General features: G+C 60.1%; 14 protein-coding genes and 1 pseudogene. 7 read left to right on the top strand and 8 right to left on the bottom strand.

The genetic code is table 11. The features are described 5' to 3' along the window. Nucleotides 1–35 precede the first annotated feature (35 nt). Nucleotides 36–2,045: a DNA helicase Rep gene (gene rep, locus AC3I0A_RS26455; protein WP_489375449.1), complete on the bottom strand. Its 2,010-nt coding sequence runs from the start codon at nucleotides 2,043–2,045 to the stop codon at nucleotides 36–38. 265 nt (nucleotides 2,046–2,310) lie between these two features. Here rep and AC3I0A_RS26450 point away from each other — a divergent pair, with 265 nt between their 5' ends. Then, the gene (locus AC3I0A_RS26450; protein ID WP_489375448.1) at nucleotides 2,311–3,978 is read left to right on the top strand and encodes a putative bifunctional diguanylate cyclase/phosphodiesterase; all 1,668 of its coding nucleotides are present in this window, start codon (nucleotides 2,311–2,313) and stop codon (nucleotides 3,976–3,978) included. Nucleotides 3,979–4,123: 145 nt separating this feature from the next. On the opposite strand, the gene AC3I0A_RS26445 is transcribed toward AC3I0A_RS26450, so the two are convergent. Then, a complete protein-coding gene (locus AC3I0A_RS26445; RefSeq protein WP_489375447.1) occupies nucleotides 4,124–5,524 on the bottom strand; it encodes a NorM family multidrug efflux MATE transporter in 1,401 nt (466 codons plus the stop codon). 158 nt (nucleotides 5,525–5,682) lie between these two features. On the opposite strand from AC3I0A_RS26445, the gene AC3I0A_RS26440 reads away from it, so the two are divergent. Together AC3I0A_RS26440 and AC3I0A_RS26435 are read left to right on the top strand one after the other, a co-directional pair. Continuing rightward, nucleotides 5,683–6,603, top strand: coding sequence for a LysR substrate-binding domain-containing protein (locus AC3I0A_RS26440; RefSeq protein ID WP_489375446.1), 921 nt, complete (start codon nucleotides 5,683–5,685; stop codon nucleotides 6,601–6,603). Between the two features lie 220 nt (nucleotides 6,604–6,823). Then, entirely contained in the window at nucleotides 6,824–8,038 is a 1,215-nt protein-coding gene (locus tag AC3I0A_RS26435; protein ID WP_489375445.1) for an aldose 1-epimerase family protein, read from the top strand. A gap of 6 nt (nucleotides 8,039–8,044) precedes the next feature. Here AC3I0A_RS26435 and AC3I0A_RS26430 read toward each other — a convergent pair whose 3' ends face one another. Both AC3I0A_RS26430 and AC3I0A_RS26425 read right to left on the bottom strand, forming a co-directional pair. Then, the gene (locus AC3I0A_RS26430; protein ID WP_489375444.1) at nucleotides 8,045–9,538 is read right to left on the bottom strand and encodes a YifB family Mg chelatase-like AAA ATPase; all 1,494 of its coding nucleotides are present in this window, start codon (nucleotides 9,536–9,538) and stop codon (nucleotides 8,045–8,047) included. Nucleotides 9,539–9,739: 201 nt separating this feature from the next. Continuing rightward, on the bottom strand, nucleotides 9,740–10,000 hold the full coding sequence (locus AC3I0A_RS26425; RefSeq protein WP_027608312.1) for an accessory factor UbiK family protein: 261 nt from the start codon (nucleotides 9,998–10,000) through the stop codon (nucleotides 9,740–9,742). Nucleotides 10,001–10,421: 421 nt separating this feature from the next. Between AC3I0A_RS26425 and glnK the strand changes: the two genes are divergently transcribed. The 4 genes and pseudogenes from glnK to sutA all read left to right on the top strand — a co-directional run bounded on the left by glnK (nucleotide 10,422) and on the right by sutA (nucleotide 12,997). After that, entirely contained in the window at nucleotides 10,422–10,760 is a 339-nt protein-coding gene (glnK, locus tag AC3I0A_RS26420; protein ID WP_002555808.1) for a P-II family nitrogen regulator, read from the top strand. A 33-nt stretch (nucleotides 10,761–10,793) separates the two neighbouring features. Next, nucleotides 10,794–12,131 (top strand): ammonium transporter, encoded by a 1,338-nt coding sequence (locus tag AC3I0A_RS26415; RefSeq protein WP_489375443.1) that lies wholly within the window; start codon nucleotides 10,794–10,796, stop codon nucleotides 12,129–12,131. A 187-nt stretch (nucleotides 12,132–12,318) separates the two neighbouring features. Beyond that, nucleotides 12,319–12,571: pseudogene (locus tag AC3I0A_RS26410) on the top strand (YjbQ family protein). 102 nt (nucleotides 12,572–12,673) lie between these two features. Then, entirely contained in the window at nucleotides 12,674–12,997 is a 324-nt protein-coding gene (gene sutA / locus AC3I0A_RS26405; protein ID WP_489375442.1) for a transcriptional regulator SutA, read from the top strand. A 238-nt stretch (nucleotides 12,998–13,235) separates the two neighbouring features. On the opposite strand, the gene AC3I0A_RS26400 is transcribed toward sutA, so the two are convergent. Genes AC3I0A_RS26400 through dapF form a run of 4 tightly spaced genes read right to left on the bottom strand, consistent with a single transcriptional unit; the run spans nucleotide 13,236 to nucleotide 16,408 of the window. Beyond that, nucleotides 13,236–13,940, bottom strand: a complete 705-nt coding sequence (locus AC3I0A_RS26400) for an HAD family hydrolase (protein WP_489375441.1) — start codon at nucleotides 13,938–13,940, stop codon at nucleotides 13,236–13,238. Continuing rightward, on the bottom strand, nucleotides 13,940–14,836 hold the full coding sequence (gene xerC, locus AC3I0A_RS26395) for a tyrosine recombinase XerC (RefSeq protein ID WP_489375440.1): 897 nt from the start codon (nucleotides 14,834–14,836) through the stop codon (nucleotides 13,940–13,942). Before xerC ends, AC3I0A_RS26400 begins: the two co-directional genes overlap by 1 nt. A 2-nt stretch (nucleotides 14,837–14,838) precedes the next feature. Then, entirely contained in the window at nucleotides 14,839–15,564 is a 726-nt protein-coding gene (locus AC3I0A_RS26390; protein ID WP_489375439.1) for a DUF484 family protein, read from the bottom strand. A gap of 13 nt (nucleotides 15,565–15,577) precedes the next feature. Then, nucleotides 15,578–16,408, bottom strand: coding sequence for a diaminopimelate epimerase (gene dapF, locus AC3I0A_RS26385; protein WP_489375438.1), 831 nt, complete (start codon nucleotides 16,406–16,408; stop codon nucleotides 15,578–15,580). Nucleotides 16,409–16,410 lie beyond the last annotated feature (2 nt).

Below are 16,410 nucleotides of genomic sequence, written 5' to 3'. Positions count from 1 at the left end.
TTGTGCGCCTAAGCTCTGATAAAAAGTGGTCAATTCTAGCGCTTTAACATCGCGCGTATATCCGCCAGTGCGGTATTGCCGCGAACGGCTTTAACTTCGGTCGGGATATCGTCGGTACCTTCCCAAGCCAGGTCGTCCGGCGGCAGTTCATCGAGGAAGCGGCTGGGCGCGCAGTCGATGATTTCGCCGTATTGCTTACGCTTGGCCGCGAAGGTGAAGGCCAGGGTCTGACGGGCGCGGGTAATCCCGACGTAGGCCAGACGGCGTTCTTCTTCGATGGTGTCGGCTTCGATACTGGAGCGATGGGGAAGAATTTCCTCTTCCATGCCCATGATGAACACGTAGGGGAATTCCAGACCCTTGGAGGCGTGCAGGGTCATCATTTGCACGCCTTCGGCGCCGTCTTCCTCTTCCTGCTGACGTTCGAGCATGTCGCGCAAGACCAGCTTGCCGATGGCGTCTTCGATGGTCATCTCGCCATCTTCGTCTTTCTCCAGGGTGTTCTTCAGCGCCTCGATCAGGAACCAGACGTTGCCCATGCGGTAGTCCGCGGCTTTGTCGCTGGAACTGTTGGTGCGCAGCCAGTTCTCGTAATCGATGTCCATGACCATGCTGCGCAGAGCGCAGATCGGGTCTTCTCCAGCACACTGCTCGCGCACGCGGTCCATGAAGCGCTTGAAGCGCGCCAGACGGTCGGTGAAGCGGCTGTCCAGATGTTCGCCAAGGCCGATTTCCTCGGTGGCGGCATACATCGAGATCTTGCGCCCGGTGGCGTAGTTGCCGAGCTTTTCCAGGGTAGTCGAACCGATTTCCCGGCGTGGGACGTTGATCACCCGCAGGAAGGCGTTGTCGTCATCCGGATTTACCAGCAGGCGGAAGTAGGCCATCAGGTCTTTCACTTCCTGACGTCCGAAAAAGCTGTTGCCACCGGACAGACGATAGGGAATCTGGTGATGCTGAAGCTTCAGCTCGATCAGCTTGGCCTGATAGTTACCGCGATAAAGAATGGCGAAGTCGCTGTAGGGCCGGTCGGTACGCAGGTGCAGGGTGAGCAGTTCCACGGCCACGCGTTCGGCTTCGGCGTCTTCGTTGCGGCAACGGATCACGCGGATTTCGTCGCCGTGACCCATATCGCTCCACAGCTGCTTTTCAAACTCATGGGGGTTGTTCGAGATCAGCACGTTGGCGCAGCGCAGGATGCGGCTGGTAGAGCGGTAGTTCTGCTCGAGCATCACCACTTTCAAGGACGGGTAGTCGTCCTTGAGCAGCATCAGGTTTTCCGGGCGGGCACCACGCCAGGCGTAGATCGACTGGTCATCGTCGCCCACCACGGTGAACTGGTTACGCTTGCCGATCAGCAGTTTCACCAGCAAATACTGACTGGCGTTGGTGTCCTGGTATTCGTCCACCAGCAGATAACGGACCTTGTTCTGCCATTTTTCCATGATGTCGGCGTGTTCCTGGAACAGCTTCACCGGCAGCAGGATCAGGTCGTCGAAGTCCACCGCGTTGAACGCCTTGAGCGTGCGCTGATAGTGGGTGTAGACGATGGCAGCGGTCTGCTCCTTGGGGTTGCGCGCGTTTTCCAGGGCTTCGGGTGGCAGGATCAGGTCGTTTTTCCATGAGCCGATCATGTTCTTGATCTCGTCGACGCCGTCGTCGCCCGAGTATTCTTTCTGCATGATGTCGGTCATCAGGGCTTTGACGTCGGTCTCGTCGAAAATCGAGAAGCCTGGCTTGTAGCCCAGCCGCGCATGCTCCTTGCGGATGATGTTCAGCCCCAGATTGTGGAACGTGCACACTGTCAGGCCACGTCCTTCGCCGCCTTTGAGCAGGGTGCCGACCCGCTCTTTCATCTCCCGTGCGGCCTTGTTGGTAAAGGTCATGGCGACGATGTACTGGGCACGGATGCCACAGCTCTGGATCAGATGGGCGATTTTGCGGGTGATCACGCTGGTCTTGCCGGAGCCAGCGCCGGCGAGCACCAAAAGAGGGCCGCCGACGTAGTTCACGGCTTCTTGCTGCCGGGGATTGAGTCGGGACATGACGGAGTAGGAAGTCGCTTGCGAAATGGGCGGGCATTTTAACAGGCTGGACAGATTCTGCTGAACCTCTGCGACTTGTGACGTAGCACTCGATCTAAATTTGCCGGTTTTGTTACTTTCCCGCAGGATGCACGTTGAAATTGCGTCTAATGTTCGTGTTTGAGCGGTACAACATGGTTTTTGATAATCAATATCATTGGCCGTTGTTTGTCCGCGCATCATAATGCCCGCCGCCCACTTCTTTTGCAGAGTCTAGGGAGCTAGCTTGTCTACGCCTGTCGAACCCTTGCGTTTGCTGCTACTGGCCCAAGAGCCAGCGTGGGCAGCGTTGTTGCGCGAGTGTCTGGCTCCGATGGGGAGCTCGGCTGTGCTGATCTGTGCGCCGACCTGGGAGTCGGTCAGCAGTTTGTTCGATGACGACCGCACTGCGGTGTTGTTGACGATCCCGGCCCTGCAACCCGCGCCGGGTCGCTGCTCCTTGCCGACAGTTTTGCTGTTGGAGCATGAACCGGATATCGCACCGGACGGTGTCAGCGACTGGTTGGTCCGCGATGTCCTGGATATCGCTACCTTGCGCCGTTGCCTGCGCCATGTTCGTGAACGGGGTGTGCTGGAAAACACTCTGCAACGCCTGGCTGAACAGGACCCGCTGACGGGTATCGCCAATCGCCAGGGTTTTCAGACCTTGCTGGCGACCCGTCTTGCCGAGAGTGAAGGCCGTGGCCTCGCGTTGGGTCACCTGGACCTCGACAACTTCCGTCACGCCAACGATGCCCTCGGTCACCAGGCCGGCGACCGGCTGATCCTGCAGGTGGTCTCGCGGCTCAAAAGCCAGCTGGAGGCCGGCGATCAACTGGCACGTCTGGGTAGTGATGAATTTGCCTTGCTGATCGACACCCGCCGCGCACCGCAGCGCGCCGAGTGGATGGCTGAACGGATTATCGAAGCCATGTCCGAGCCCTATTGGGTCGATGGCGAAAGCCTGCTGATTGGCTGCAGCCTGGGTATTGCCCACGCTCGCGCACAGGCCGGTGCCGACCCGCTGATGTGGCACGCGCATATCGCCATGCAACAGGCCAAAAGCACTCAGGGCTGTACCTTTCACACTTTCAATGAGCGCATCAATCGCAACGCCCGCAGTCTCGCCGATCTCGAAAGCGAACTGCGTCGAGCCTTGCGTCGCGACGAACTGGAACTGCATTACCAGCCACGACTGAATCTGGATGACGGGCAGATTGTCGGCCTTGAAGCCTTGGTGCGCTGGCGACATGGCGAGCGCGGACTGTTGCCGCCGAGCGAATTCGTGCCGCTGGCCGAGCAAAGCGGCTTGATCGTGCCGCTCGGTTATTGGGTGATTTCCCGCGCCCTGCGGGATATGCAGGCCTTGCGTGAACGCGGCCTGCCGCCGTTGCACATGGCGGTCAACCTGTCGTTCCGTCAGTTTCAGGACAGTCAGCTGCTTTCGACCTTGAGTCGACTGATTGCCGAGCGTGGCGTCGAAGCGCAATGGCTGGAGTTCGAACTGACGGAAACCGCGGTGATGCGTCGCAGTGATCTGGTCAAGCAGACCATGGATGCGCTGGGTCGTTTGGGCGTGCGCTTCTCACTGGACGATTTCGGCACCGGTTTCTCTTCGTTCGTCCATCTCAATAGCCTGCCGATTGCGCTGCTGAAGATCGATAAAAGCTTCGTCGGTGGCATGGAGATGCGTGAGGAAAATCGCAAGCTGGTCCACGCTATGATCAACCTGGCCCACAACCTCAACCTGGAAGTGGTGGCTGAAGGTGTCGAAACACCGGAGCAGCTTGCGCTACTGCGGGGCTTTGGCTGCGATCAGGTTCAGGGCTACTTGATCAGCAAGCCGTTGCCGCTGGTTGAATTGGTCGAGTACTTGACGTTTGGCACCAGCGAGCTGGCAATGACCCAGGCATAAAGATCATGTGGGAGCGGCGGTGCGGCGATCCGACTTGCCCGCGAAGAGGCCATATCAGTCGACAAATGCGCTAAGCGACCATCGCTTTCGCGGGCAAGTCGGATCGCCGCACCGCCGCTCCCACGACCACCAGCGTACTCGCGATCTAATCCGGCTGAACCGCCCGAAACTGCAGCTGCTGCTCTGGCTGCTCGCGTTTGATCATCCGCTTCATCCGCCATTCGAACGCCCACGTCAAACTCACCGCCGCGCAGGCCAGCCCCAGCGCCAGACCCCACCAGACACCGGTCGGCCCCCAGTCCAGGGTAAAAGCCATCAACCACGCTGCAGGTGCGCCGATCAGCCAATAGCAACCCAGCCCCACCAGAAAGGTGGTCTTGGCATCCTTGAGCCCCCGAATCGCACCCATGGCGATGGTCTGCGTGCCGTCGAACAACTCGAACCAGGCCGCTACCGCCAGCAAGCTCACCGCCAGATTGATCACCTCGCGAAAAGCCGGATCGTTATGGTCGAGGAATAGCCCGACCAACTGGTTCGGTAACAGCCAGAACACCATGGCGAAACCGAGCATCGCTGCCCCACCGAAGGCGATCCCGACCCGACCGGCCAGGCGTGCATCCAGCAGTTGCCCGGCGCCGTAGTGCTGACCGATGCGCATGGTGATCGCGTAGGAAATACCCGCCGGAACCATAAACGCCACCGAGACGATCTGCAGGGCGATCTGATGCGCCCCCAGTTGCGTGCTGCCCATGGTGCCCATGCACAGCGCGGCGAACGCAAACAGACCGACCTCGACCGCATAGGTGCCACCGATGGGCAGCCCCAGACGCCACAGCTCACGCAAGTATTGGCGGTTTGGTCGCGACAGGCCCTGACGCAACGGATAAGCGTCATAGGCCGGATGTCGACGGATATGCCAGGCCAGCGCCAGCGCCATGCAGTTGGCGACGATTGCCGTGACCAGGCCGATCCCGACCAACCCCAGTTTCGGCAGACCGAACATGCCGGTGATCAACGCATAGTTGAGCAGGAAGTTGGCCAGGGTACCACCGAGGCTGATGACCATTACCGGCGTCGCACGGCCGATGGCGCTGGTAAACCCGCGCAAGGCCATGAAGCTCAGATAGCCGGGCAGGGCGAACGGCAGGATCAGCAAAAACTGGCCGGCCGCGTGAACGTTGGTTTCGGTCTGGCCGAACAGCAGCAGCACCGGCTTGAGGTTCCACAGCAGCAGACCGGCCACCAGCGCCATCAACCAGGCCAGCCAGAGCCCGGCCTGGGTCAGGCGGGCGGCGCCTTCGATGTCGCCGGCGCCCTGGCGAATGGCAACCAGGGTGCCGACCGCGGCAATCACACCAATGCAGAAGATCGACACGAACGAATAACTAGCCGCGCCCAAACCACCGCCGGCAAGGGCTTCCGGGCTCAGTTTGGCCATCATCAAGGTGTCGGTGAGCACCATCAGCATATGCGCCAACTGCGAGGCGATCAGCGGCCCGGCCAGCCGCAGGATGGCCCAGAGTTCGATACGTGCTGGATGCTGCATGATCATCTGACCCGATTATTCAAAGTGAACTGGAAGGGCTGATTCTCGGCGCTCTCGGACGTCTGCACAAAGGGATAAAAACGATTGCTTGCATGATTAAAACTCATGACTGAGAGTTTCTGATAGTGTTTCGATGTCGCGCTATAGGAACCTTCCCAATGTCTCGTCGTCTTCCTCCTCTTTACGCCTTGCGCGCTTTTGAAGCCGCGTCGCGGCATAGCTCGTTCACCCGTGCGGCCGAAGAACTGTCGATCACCCAGAGCGCAGTCAGTCGACACATCCGTACGCTGGAGGACCACTTCGCCTGCCGGCTGTTTCAGCGCAGCGGTCGTAACGTGCAACTGACCGAGGCCGCGCGCCTGCTACTGCCCGGGATACGCGAGGGCTTCTCGGCGCTGGAGCGTGCCTGCAATACCTTGCGCGCCGAAGACGACATCCTGCGCATGAAGGCCCCGTCGACCTTGACCATGCGCTGGCTGCTGGCGCGCCTCAGCCGTTTCCGGCACTTGCAGCCGGGTAACGAGGTGCAACTGACCAGTGCCTGGATGGACGTGGACTCGGTGGACTTCAATCAGGAACCCTTCGATTGCGCGGTGCTGCTCAGCAGTGGGCATTTTCCGCCGGACTGGGAGGCCAGCTATCTGTTCCCCGAACTGCTGATCCCGGTAGGCGCGCCGAACCTGTTGAGCGATCAACCATGGGACGTCGCGCGGCTGGCCAGCGCCGAGTTGCTGCACCCCACTCCGGACCGTCGCGATTGGCGCAACTGGCTGGAGCGCATGGGCCTGTCCGCACAGGTGTCGCTCAAGGGCGGCCAGGTCTTCGACACACTGGAGCTGGGCATGATCGCCGCCGCCCGTGGTTATGGCGTTTCCATGGGCGACTTGCTGATGGTGGCCGAAGATGTCGCGCAGGGACGGCTGAGTCTGCCGTGGCCGACTGCCGTCGCCAGTGGTGAGAATTACTACCTGGTCTGGCCGAAAACCCGCCCCGGCGGTGAGCGTTTGCGCAGGCTCAGTGATTTTCTCCAGAGCGAAGTCCAGGCGATGGAGCTACCTGATGTCGAGCGCCTGAGCTGAAACGATGATGCCCCTGTAACTGCGGAACCCTGTGGGAAGGGCCGGGCGACGTTCGCTTGCCCGCGAAGACGTCAGATCAAGCAACCCAAATCCCCCCGAAATGCCCCAATAACGGATCCGCTGCCAAAAGCCCGATTGGCGTTTAATTATGCGTTTTTATACTTGCTGAATCGTTTCATCAGCGCTATAAAAATGGCACAACTCCAAGAAAGGCTTTCCTATGACCCCGCTCAAATTGATCGTTGCCCTCAGTACCCTGACTGCTGTATCTCAAGCCATGGCCTGGGATTATGTGTTGCTCGATACCGACAAAGCCGCGCAAAACTTTCAGGTCACCAGCGAACAGTTGGGGGTGAAAACCGCCAAGCCATTCGCCGTGACGATGCGCACGCTGCATGGTGGTCGTCAGGAGGGCGTCAGCATCGTCGACATCGATAACGGCGTGATGAAACTGTCCGTAGTCCCGACTCGCGGGATGAACGTCCTGCAGGCGTCGGTGGGCGATGTGCGCATGGGCTGGGATTCGCCGGTCAAAGAGGTGGTCAATCCATCGTTTATCGAGCTCAATGGCCGCGGCGGACTGGGTTGGCTGGAGGGTTTCAACGAATTGGTCACCCGTTGTGGCTACGAATGGGTCGGCCACCCGGGCATGGACAACGGCGAACTGCTGACCCTGCATGGCCGCGCTGCGAACATCCCGGCGAACAAGGTCACCCTGCATATCGACGAAAAACCGCCCTATGCCATCAGCCTGCGCGGTGAGCTGAAAGAGCAGGCCTTCAAGAAAGTCGACTTTTCGGTGGTGACTGAACTGGTCACCGAGCCCGGCAGCGTGCGCTTTGCGCTCAACGACAGGCTGACCAACAACGGCGACTATCCGAAGGAATATCAGGCGCTCTATCACAGTAACTTCAGCACGCCGTTCCTGGAGCAAGGAGCCCGTTTCGCCGCGCCGGTGAAACAAGTCTCACCCTTCAACGACAAGGCCAAAGCGGATCTGTCTGACTGGCAAACCTACCGAGGTCCGACCAAGGACTACGACGAAACCGTCTACAATGTGGTGCCATACGCCGACGCCAAGGGCGACACGCTCACCGTTCTGCATAACAAGGCGGGCAGTCTGGGCGTGGCAGTCGGTTTCAACACCGGGCAATTACCGGTGTTCTCACTCTGGAAAAACACCGACACCCAAGGCCAGGGTTACGTCACCGGCCTGGAGCCAGGCACGAGTTTTTCCTACAACCGCCGTTATCAACGGCCACTGAACCTGGTGCCGACCATCGGCGCGAAACAGCAGCGGAAGTTCCAGATCAATTACAGCTTGTTGGCGAATAAGCCGGCTGTGGATAAAGCGCTGAAGCGGGTCAGTGAGATTCAGAACGGGCGTGAGACTGAAGTGCGGCAGACGCCGTTAGTGGACCTTTCCAAGGGGTGACGGGGGTTAACTGGCCGTCGGCCGATACTGCAACGCCTCAGCCAGATGTTCCCGACTGATCAAGTCGACCTGCTCAAGGTCCGCCAACGTGCGCGCTACCTTGAGTAGTCGGTGGGCCGCCCGCAGCGACAACGTCAACCGCTCGCATGCCGTCTCCAGCCAATTCTCGTCGATTGTGGATAACTGGCAGTGTCGGCGCAGGCCAGGCAGGTCGAGGAAGGCATTCGCGCAACCCTGACGTCGTTGCTGCCGTTCGCGGGCATTGGCGACCAGTAAAGCGGCACTGGCAGTGTCATCGCCGGCTTGTTGTGTAGGGTTGAGCGCCGTGGCTTCGCGGGCGACGGTCAGGTGCAGGTCGATGCGGTCCAGCAGCGGGCCGGAGAGTTTGTTGCGATAGCGCTGAATCTGTTCCGGCGTGCAGCGACAGCGTCCGCTGGGTTCGCCGAGATAGCCGCATGGGCAGGGGTTCATCGCCGCAACCAGTTGGAAGCGCGCCGGGAAACGTACCCGGTCTCGGGCTCGGGCAATGACGATCTCGCCGGATTCCAACGGCTCTCTTAAAACCTCCAGAACCTTGCGATCAAACTCCGGCAGTTCATCGAGAAACAGCACGCCATGGTGGGCGAGGGTGATTTCCCCCGGCTGCGGTTTTGAGCCGCCGCCCACCAGCGCCGGGCCGGATGCCGAATGATGGGGTTGGCGAAACGGCCGTTGTGGCCAGTGGCTCAGCGGCACATGGCTGGCGACTGACTGAATCGCTGCGACTTCCAGCGCTTCATGCTCGTCCAGCGGTGGAAGCAAACCGGGCAAGCGACTGGCCAAGAGCGTTTTACCGGTGCCTGGCGGACCGCTGAACAACAGGTTATGAGCGCCCGCCGCGGCGATCAGCAAGGCTCGCTTGGCCGCAAGCTGGCCCTGTACTTCATTCAAGTCGGGATAAGGCTTGTTCGCCAGCAGCAGGCCGTTGGAAACAAAGGGTTCGACAGGTGTATGGCCGTTGAAGTGCGAGACTATCTCCAGCAGATGATCGACCGCGATCACCTTCAACCCCGAAGCCAGGCAAGCTTCTTCGGCATTGGCGCGCGGCACCACCAGAGTGCGCCCGGCCTTACGGGCGGCCAGCGCGGCCGGCAGCACGCCGCGTACCGCCCGCACGGCGCCGGACAGCGCCAACTCCCCAAGACACTCGACATCGTCCAGCGTCAATGTCGGAACCTGCATGCTGGCCGCGAGAATCCCCAAGGCAATCGCCAGATCAAAGCGTCCGCCGTCCTTGGGCAGATCGGCCGGAGCGAGATTCAAGGTAATGCGACGTGCCGGAAAATCGAGACCTGAATTGAGAATCGCACTGCGCACCCGGTCTTTGCTTTCCTTGACGGCCGTTTCCGGCAGGCCCACCAGCGTCAGGGATGGCAAGCCGTTGGCCAGATGGACCTCAACGGTAACAGCGGGTGCGTCCACGCCGATCTGGGCGCGGCTGTGGACGATGGCCAGAGACATAGATCATTCCTTGAGGGTGCGAAAGCCGCGTCCTGCGGTTTTGGAAGGGTAGTTGAGCGAAGAGTAAAAACTGGAGGATTACAGCGATTGAATCCAGACAGGATGTATCAAACTAAATGAGAAGGTGACTGCTACGCAGTCATTCGCGGGCAAGCCACGCTCCCACAGGATGGGCGGGGTTCCTGTGGGCGGACGGTGTCCTTATTCCGCAGGCGGCGTCAATCTGGCTTCCAGCTCCGCCACCTTCGCCTCAAGGCTCTCCAGCCGAGCGCGGGTGCGCGCCAGTACGACCATCTGACTGTCGAATTCTTCTCGGCTCACCAGATCAAGCTTGCTGAAGCCGCTTTGCAGCAGAGCTTTGAACTGGCTTTCGATTTCGTTGCGTGGCAGCGGGGTGTCGCCGCTGAACAGTCGGGAGGCGTGGCCGCTCAGGGCGTCGAGGAGGTCTTTGGGCGCGAGCATGGAAGGTGTCCTGTAAACAGATGGTCGGCAGTGTATCACGCAGTGTCTATAGTCAATGGCGCAGGCAGGAGTGCACGCTTTTCGCGCATGTCGGCGGGCAGTCGCGCACCGTTGTTGTGCGTATCTGTTGCGGTAGTTGTAAAAAGATGCCTGCGACAGCGACCAAGGGTTTGAAATCAATGGGTTTTCACGAGATGGCAAGCTTTCTGCTTAGTCCTTGGTAACCCATGCACTGATGCAGTCGCTGTGACGAATGCAGTGCGCCGGTCGGAACGGGGGAAGTGTTTCGTCAGGAGCGGTTAGCTGGCGTCGGGATGGCTGAGTCAGGCCGACGATGCGTTACAAAGCCAGGCACTGCGCTTAGACTTGAGCCGGGTTTGTTTTTCCTGGGGCAAGTCCACCAATTCGGGAGAGAGTTTTCATGAAGCTAGTCACTGCCATCATCAAGCCGTTCAAACTGGACGACGTACGCGAGTCGTTGTCCGAGATCGGCGTGCAGGGCATTACCGTTACTGAGGTCAAAGGCTTCGGTCGGCAGAAGGGTCACACCGAGCTGTATCGCGGCGCGGAGTATGTGGTCGATTTCCTGCCCAAGGTGAAGATTGATGTCGCCATTGACGACAAGGATCTGGACCGGGTTATCGAGGCGATAACCAAGGCGGCCAACACCGGCAAGATTGGTGACGGCAAGATCTTCGTGGTCAATCTGGAACAGGCTATTCGCATCCGTACCGGCGAAACCGATACCGACGCAATCTAAGCCGCCAAACCCAACGCCCCAGGAGAAAACAATATGACTCTGCGTAAAATCGCAGGGCTAGGAGCCCTGTTGTCCCTCGTAATGCCCAGCCTGGCTATGGCGGCAGACGAAGTGGCGGCCCCAGTCCTCAACTCCGGCGATACCGCCTGGATGATGACCTCGACAGCCTTGGTGCTGTTCATGACCATTCCCGGCCTTGCGCTGTTCTACGGCGGCATGGTTCGGTCGAAAAACATTCTTTCCGTGATGATGCAGTGCTTCGCCATTACCGGTCTGATCAGCGTTCTGTGGGTCATTTATGGCTACAGCATTGCGTTCGACACCACCGGCATGGAGCAGGGCGTCGTCAACTTCAACTCGTTCTTTGGCGGCATGGGCAAGGCGTTCCTCGCCGGTGTCACTCCATCGAGCCTGACCGGGCCTGCGGCGTTGTTCCCTGAGGCGGTGTTCATCACCTTCCAGATGACTTTCGCCATCATCACCCCGGCGCTGATCGTCGGTGCCTTCGCCGAGCGGATGAAGTTCTCCGCCATGCTGATCTTCATGGGCATCTGGTTCACCCTGGTCTACGCGCCGATTGCGCACATGGTCTGGTCCGGTAACGGCGGCCTGATGTGGGACTGGGGCGTGCTGGACTTCGCCGGCGGCACCGTGGTGCATATCAACGCCGGTGTGGCCGGTCTGATTGCCTGCCTGGTGCTCGGCAAGCGTAAAGGCTTCCCGACCACCCCGATGGCTCCGCACAACCTCGGTTACACCCTGATGGGCGCCGCGATGCTGTGGATCGGCTGGTTCGGTTTCAACGCCGGTTCCGCTGCTGCCGCCAACGGCACGGCCGGTATGGCCATGCTGGTGACTCAGATCGCTACCGCTGCCGCAGCCCTCGGCTGGATGTTCGCTGAGTGGGTGACTCACGGTAAGCCAAGCGCACTGGGTATCGCTTCAGGCGTGGTAGCTGGTCTGGTCGCTATTACTCCGGCAGCGGGCACAGTCGGTCCGATGGGCGCTCTGGTGATCGGTCTGTCGGCTGGCGTGGTGTGCTTCTTCTGCGCCACCACCCTCAAGCGCAAGCTGGGTTACGACGACTCCCTGGATGCCTTCGGCGTGCACGGTATCGGCGGTATCCTCGGCGCGATCCTGACCGGTGTGTTCGCGGCACCGTCGCTGGGCGGCTTCGGCACTGTCACCGACATCGCTGCTCAAGTCTGGATTCAGTGCAAAGGTGTTGGCTTCACGGTGATCTACACTGCGATCGTTACCTTCATCATTCTCAAGGTGCTGGATGCCGTCATGGGTCTGCGTATCACCGAAGAGGAAGAAGCGGTCGGCATCGATCTGGCGCTACATAACGAGCGCGGTTACAACTTGTAAGGTCGCGAGAAAAAAATTGCCCGGCTTGCCGGGCATTTTTTTGTCTGGTTTTTGTCAGTAGTGGAACAGCTGAAAGGTTTTTTTTCGCTACTTTCCGGCGTGTTCATGACGGCTATTTTTCCTGGGCCAATGGCTTGCAGCATTGCAGGAGTATTAGGCACTTTGTTTTTTCCCTGAGCACGCTAGAATGCGCGCCGAACGTGCGGAGAACTGTAGGTGGCGACAGACTCTGATTACCCTGCGGGCAAGGCCTCGGGGCTTTCATCTGGTAACACTCGCCGGCGCACGTCAAGGCCAGCTTGCCAGGCTGTCAGTTGAGTTTGCCGGTCACGGCAGGTCGACTGGCGCTGGGTAGCTGGCAAGGTGTTTATCTGGGCGAGTATCGTGATCAGGGCGGTGCTCGTAGAGTCCTCGTCACCTTGCACGGTGATGGGGCATAAGCCGCTGGTGACCAGCGGACAATGATTTTTTTCCAGCAGCCTTCGACAGTTGGCGAAGCTGGGCTATAACTAATCTGCTTTTCGCAAGTCATGAGGTAGAACATGAGCGACGATGATCTGGAAAACGACGACCTCGAAACAGGTGACGAAGACGAGACCGAAGAAGGTCTTGAAACGGCGGCCGAAGACGTAGCTGACGACGACGGCGGCGATGCACCTGCCCCTACCGCTAAAGGCAAGGCCAAGGCGGCTATTTCAGTCGATGAGCTGCCGAGTGTCGAAGCCAAGAACAAAGAGCGTGATGCTCTGGCGCGCGCTATGGAAGAGTTCCTTGCCAAAGGCGGTAAGGTGCAGGAAGTCGAGGCCAACGTGGTGGCTGACCCACCAAAGAAGCCTGACAACAAGTACGGCAGCCGGCCTATCTAAGGGCCTGCTACGTGCTTGCTGAAAAAGCCCGCCGTCGCTGCGGGCTTTTTCATGGGTGTAAGGAAATGGAACGTCGAACGCAATACCTGTGGCGAGGGAGCTTGCTCCCGCTCGGCTGCGCAGCAGTCGTAAAATCGACTGGCGGGTTCTATCTGGAGAATCGCGTTGGCTGGTTTTAGGACTGCTTCGCAGTCCAGCGGGAGCAAGCTCCCTCGCCACAAAAGCGGTTCTCAGGTAGTCAGGACGCTGTGTTCCACCGCGCCAACAACTCAGGCAACTCCGTCAAACTGCGAATCTCGGCATCCGGCTGTTTCTCGGCTTCCCAGATCTTGCTGCCCGGGTTGAACCAGATCGCCCGCAACCCTGCCTGCTGTGCCCCGGCAATATCATCCCCTGGGTGATCGCCGATGTGCACGGCGGTTTGCGCTGTTGCTTCACCACGTTGCAACGCTTCGTGGAACAGCCGCGAATCCGGCTTGGCAATGCCGATGTCTTCTGCGCAAAGGGCAAACTTGAAGTAGTCCGCAAGGCCCAGCCGGCGCACGTCGGCATTGCCGTTGGTGACCACCCCCAGCGTGTAGTGCCTGGCGAGAACTTCAAGAGTCGGCTGCACCTCGGGAAAGATCTCGAGCTGATGCCGCGCATGCAGAAACACTTCAAAACCCTGATCGGCCAGCTCCGACGCTTGCTGATGGGTGTACCCGGACTCCTCCAGCGCATGGAACAGCACCCTGCGCCGCAAGGCACTGATCCGGTGTTTGAGGCCCGGCTCGTTACCCAGCACTCGCTCACGGATCGCCCAGAGGTGTTCGACAGGTACGCCGCCGAGGTCCGGCGCATGTTGCACCAGCCACTCGCGCAGCACCGCTTCCGCGCTGACGATGACCGGGGCGGTGTCCCACAGGGTGTCGTCGAGGTCGAAAGTGATCAGTTTGATCGTCATTACTCACCGCCTTTGTTGCGTTTGGCCCGAGGATGGGCGCTATCGTAGACCGACGCCAAATGCTGGAAATCCAGATGAGTGTAAATCTGCGTGGTCTTGATGTCCGAGTGGCCGAGCAACTCCTGCACGGCGCGCAGGTCCTGGGAGGACTCCAACAGGTGACTGGCGAAGGAGTGCCGAAGCATGTGCGGATGCAGATTCTGTCCCAGCTCGCGCTCACCGGCGGCCTTCACCCGCAACTGAATCGCCCGCGGACCTAAACGTCGGCCTTGCTGGCTGACAAACACTGCGTCGTCTACCGGGTTGGTCAGGGCGCGGAGCGGCAACCACAGCTGTAATGCCTCCCGAGCCTTCTTGCCGACTGGCAGAACCCGGGTCTTGCTGCCTTTGCCAAGGACTTGAACCAGGCCGTCCGCCAGATCGAGCTGATCGAGGTTGAGCCCGGTCAGCTCGGAGAGACGCAGGCCGGAGGAGTAGAACAGCTCCAGAATCGCCTGGTCACGATGAGCCAGAAAGTCGTCCTCGACCGCGCCGTCGAGCAGTTGCAGCGCGCGGTCGGTATCGAGGGTCTTGGGTAGCCGGCGTTCGCCCTTGGGCGGTGCCAGACCGTTGGCCGGGTCGTGGTCGCAGAGGCCTTCGCGATTCAGGTAGTGATAGAGACCGCGAACCGCTGAAAGCAGCCGCGCCAGGCTGCGAGAGGATTGCCCCTGTTGATGCAGACGGGCGATCAGGCTGCGCAGGCGCTGAATATCCAGCATGGGCCAGCTGGATATCTGCTGTTTTTCGCAGTACCCCAGCACTTTGTTCAAGTCGCGGCGGTAGGCTTGCAGCGTATGGGGTGACACTTGGCGCTCACTGCGCAGGTGAGCGCAGTAGGCGTCCAGTTGTCGTTCCACGGTTAGCGTACCGCGCGTAGGGAGTTGTGGATGCGCGGCAGGACGCGGCCCATGACTTCGGCGATGTAGCTGAGAAACAGTGTGCCCACCGAGCTTTTGTAGTGCTGCGGATCGCGGCTGGCAATGGCCAGAACGCCGTGCAAGCCTTGGTGGCTGAGGGCGACGACGGCCGTGGAGCCAATTTGCTTGCGCTGTTCTTCGCCAAACAGGAAGTCCAGCTCGTGCTCACGCAAACTGCCGCTGACGGTTTTGCCTTCCGACAACAAGCCGCCGATGGCTTGCTGCGCTTCGGCGCTGGTGACCCAGCGGCCGACCGGGAGGGCGGTGTCACTGAACAGAATCAGGCTGACAAAAGGCACCTGAAAGTCCTGGCGCAGACTGTCTTCGACACTGATTACCACGTCTTCCAGGCTGCTGGCGTCCATGAGCGCGAGAACCAGCCGACGGGTCTTGTCGAACAGCCGGTCATTGTCGCGAGCGACGTCCATCAGTTGCGAGAGGCGATGCCGCATCTCGATATTGCGTTCGCGCAGCATTTTCAGCTGACGCTCGACCAGGGAAATGGTGTCGCCGCGCTGATGGGGGATGCGTAATGCCGGGAGCAGTTCTTCGTGCTCGATGAAGAAGTCCGGATGAGCCTCCAGGTACGCGGCAATTGCCGCCGCCTCAAGGCTTCCGCAAGGCGATTCGTCGGGCAGTTGGGCTGGAACCTGAGGCTGATCGGTCATGGATTTCGCTCACTCATAGACGCACCTGTCCTTCGTATACACGCACTGCCGGGCCGGTCATCATCACCGGTTGGCCGGGGCCGGCCCATTCAATGGACAGGCGCCCGCCGGGCAGGTCGATCAATAGTGGCGAATCCATCCACCCCTGGCTGATCGCGGCCACTGCTGCTGCGCAGGCGCCGGTTCCGCAGGCCCGGGTTTCCCCGGTGCCGCGTTCCCAGACGCGCAACTGCGCACGCTGGCGGTCGATGACCTGGAGAAAACCGACGTTGACCCGTGCCGGGAAGCGCGGGTGGTTTTCGATTTTCGGCCCCAGTTCATGCACCGGCGCGTTGTTGATGTCGCTCACGCGCAGCACCGCGTGTGGGTTGCCCATGGACACTGCGGCCAGCTCGACGGTTTTGCCGTCCACTTCGACCGGATAGCTTACGGCCTGAACCTCGGCTTGAAATGGAATGTCAGCCGGAACCAGGCGCGGCGGGCCCATGTTGACGCCGATCTGGCCGTCGCTACGGATATCCAGTTCGATAATGCCGCTTTTGGTCTCGACCCGCAGCTGCCGTTTTGCGGTCAGGCGTTTGTCGAGCACGAAGCGGGCGAAGCAGCGTGCACCGTTGCCGCACTGTTCCACCTCGGAACCGTCGGCGTTGAAGATCCGATAACGGAAATCCACGTCCGGATTGCTCGGTGCTTCGACGATCAGCAGTTGATCAAAGCCGACGCCGGTGTGTCGGTCGCCCCATTGCATAGCGTGTTTGGGCAGAATGTGCGCGTGCTGGCTGACCAGGTCGAGGACCATGAAGTCATTGCCCAGGCCGTGCATCTTGGTAAAACGCAGCAGCATGG

This window comes from Pseudomonas sp. KH_024_B2 (assembly GCF_057839965.1).
Note: the sequence above shows the minus strand (reverse complement) of the source record. Positions and strands in the feature narration are given on the sequence as shown.

What these genes read in the sequence shown, in the direction of transcription:
- rep (WP_489375449.1), bottom strand. Translation starts at nt 2,045, where the DNA reads ATGTCCCGACTCAATCCCCGGCAGCAAGAAGCCGTGAACTACGTCGGC.
- AC3I0A_RS26445 (WP_489375447.1), bottom strand. Translation starts at nt 5,524, where the DNA reads ATGCAGCATCCAGCACGTATCGAACTCTGGGCCATCCTGCGGCTGGCC.
- AC3I0A_RS26440 (WP_489375446.1), top strand. Translation starts at nt 5,683, where the DNA reads ATGTCTCGTCGTCTTCCTCCTCTTTACGCCTTGCGCGCTTTTGAAGCC.
- AC3I0A_RS26435 (WP_489375445.1), top strand. Translation starts at nt 6,824, where the DNA reads ATGACCCCGCTCAAATTGATCGTTGCCCTCAGTACCCTGACTGCTGTA.
- AC3I0A_RS26430 (WP_489375444.1), bottom strand. Translation starts at nt 9,538, where the DNA reads ATGTCTCTGGCCATCGTCCACAGCCGCGCCCAGATCGGCGTGGACGCA.
- AC3I0A_RS26425 (WP_027608312.1), bottom strand. Translation starts at nt 10,000, where the DNA reads ATGCTCGCGCCCAAAGACCTCCTCGACGCCCTGAGCGGCCACGCCTCC.
- glnK (WP_002555808.1), top strand. Translation starts at nt 10,422, where the DNA reads ATGAAGCTAGTCACTGCCATCATCAAGCCGTTCAAACTGGACGACGTA.
- AC3I0A_RS26415 (WP_489375443.1), top strand. Translation starts at nt 10,794, where the DNA reads ATGACTCTGCGTAAAATCGCAGGGCTAGGAGCCCTGTTGTCCCTCGTA.
- sutA (WP_489375442.1), top strand. Translation starts at nt 12,674, where the DNA reads ATGAGCGACGATGATCTGGAAAACGACGACCTCGAAACAGGTGACGAA.
- AC3I0A_RS26400 (WP_489375441.1), bottom strand. Translation starts at nt 13,940, where the DNA reads ATGACGATCAAACTGATCACTTTCGACCTCGACGACACCCTGTGGGAC.
- AC3I0A_RS26390 (WP_489375439.1), bottom strand. Translation starts at nt 15,564, where the DNA reads ATGACCGATCAGCCTCAGGTTCCAGCCCAACTGCCCGACGAATCGCCT.
- dapF (WP_489375438.1), bottom strand. Translation starts at nt 16,408, where the DNA reads ATGCTGCTGCGTTTTACCAAGATGCACGGCCTGGGCAATGACTTCATG.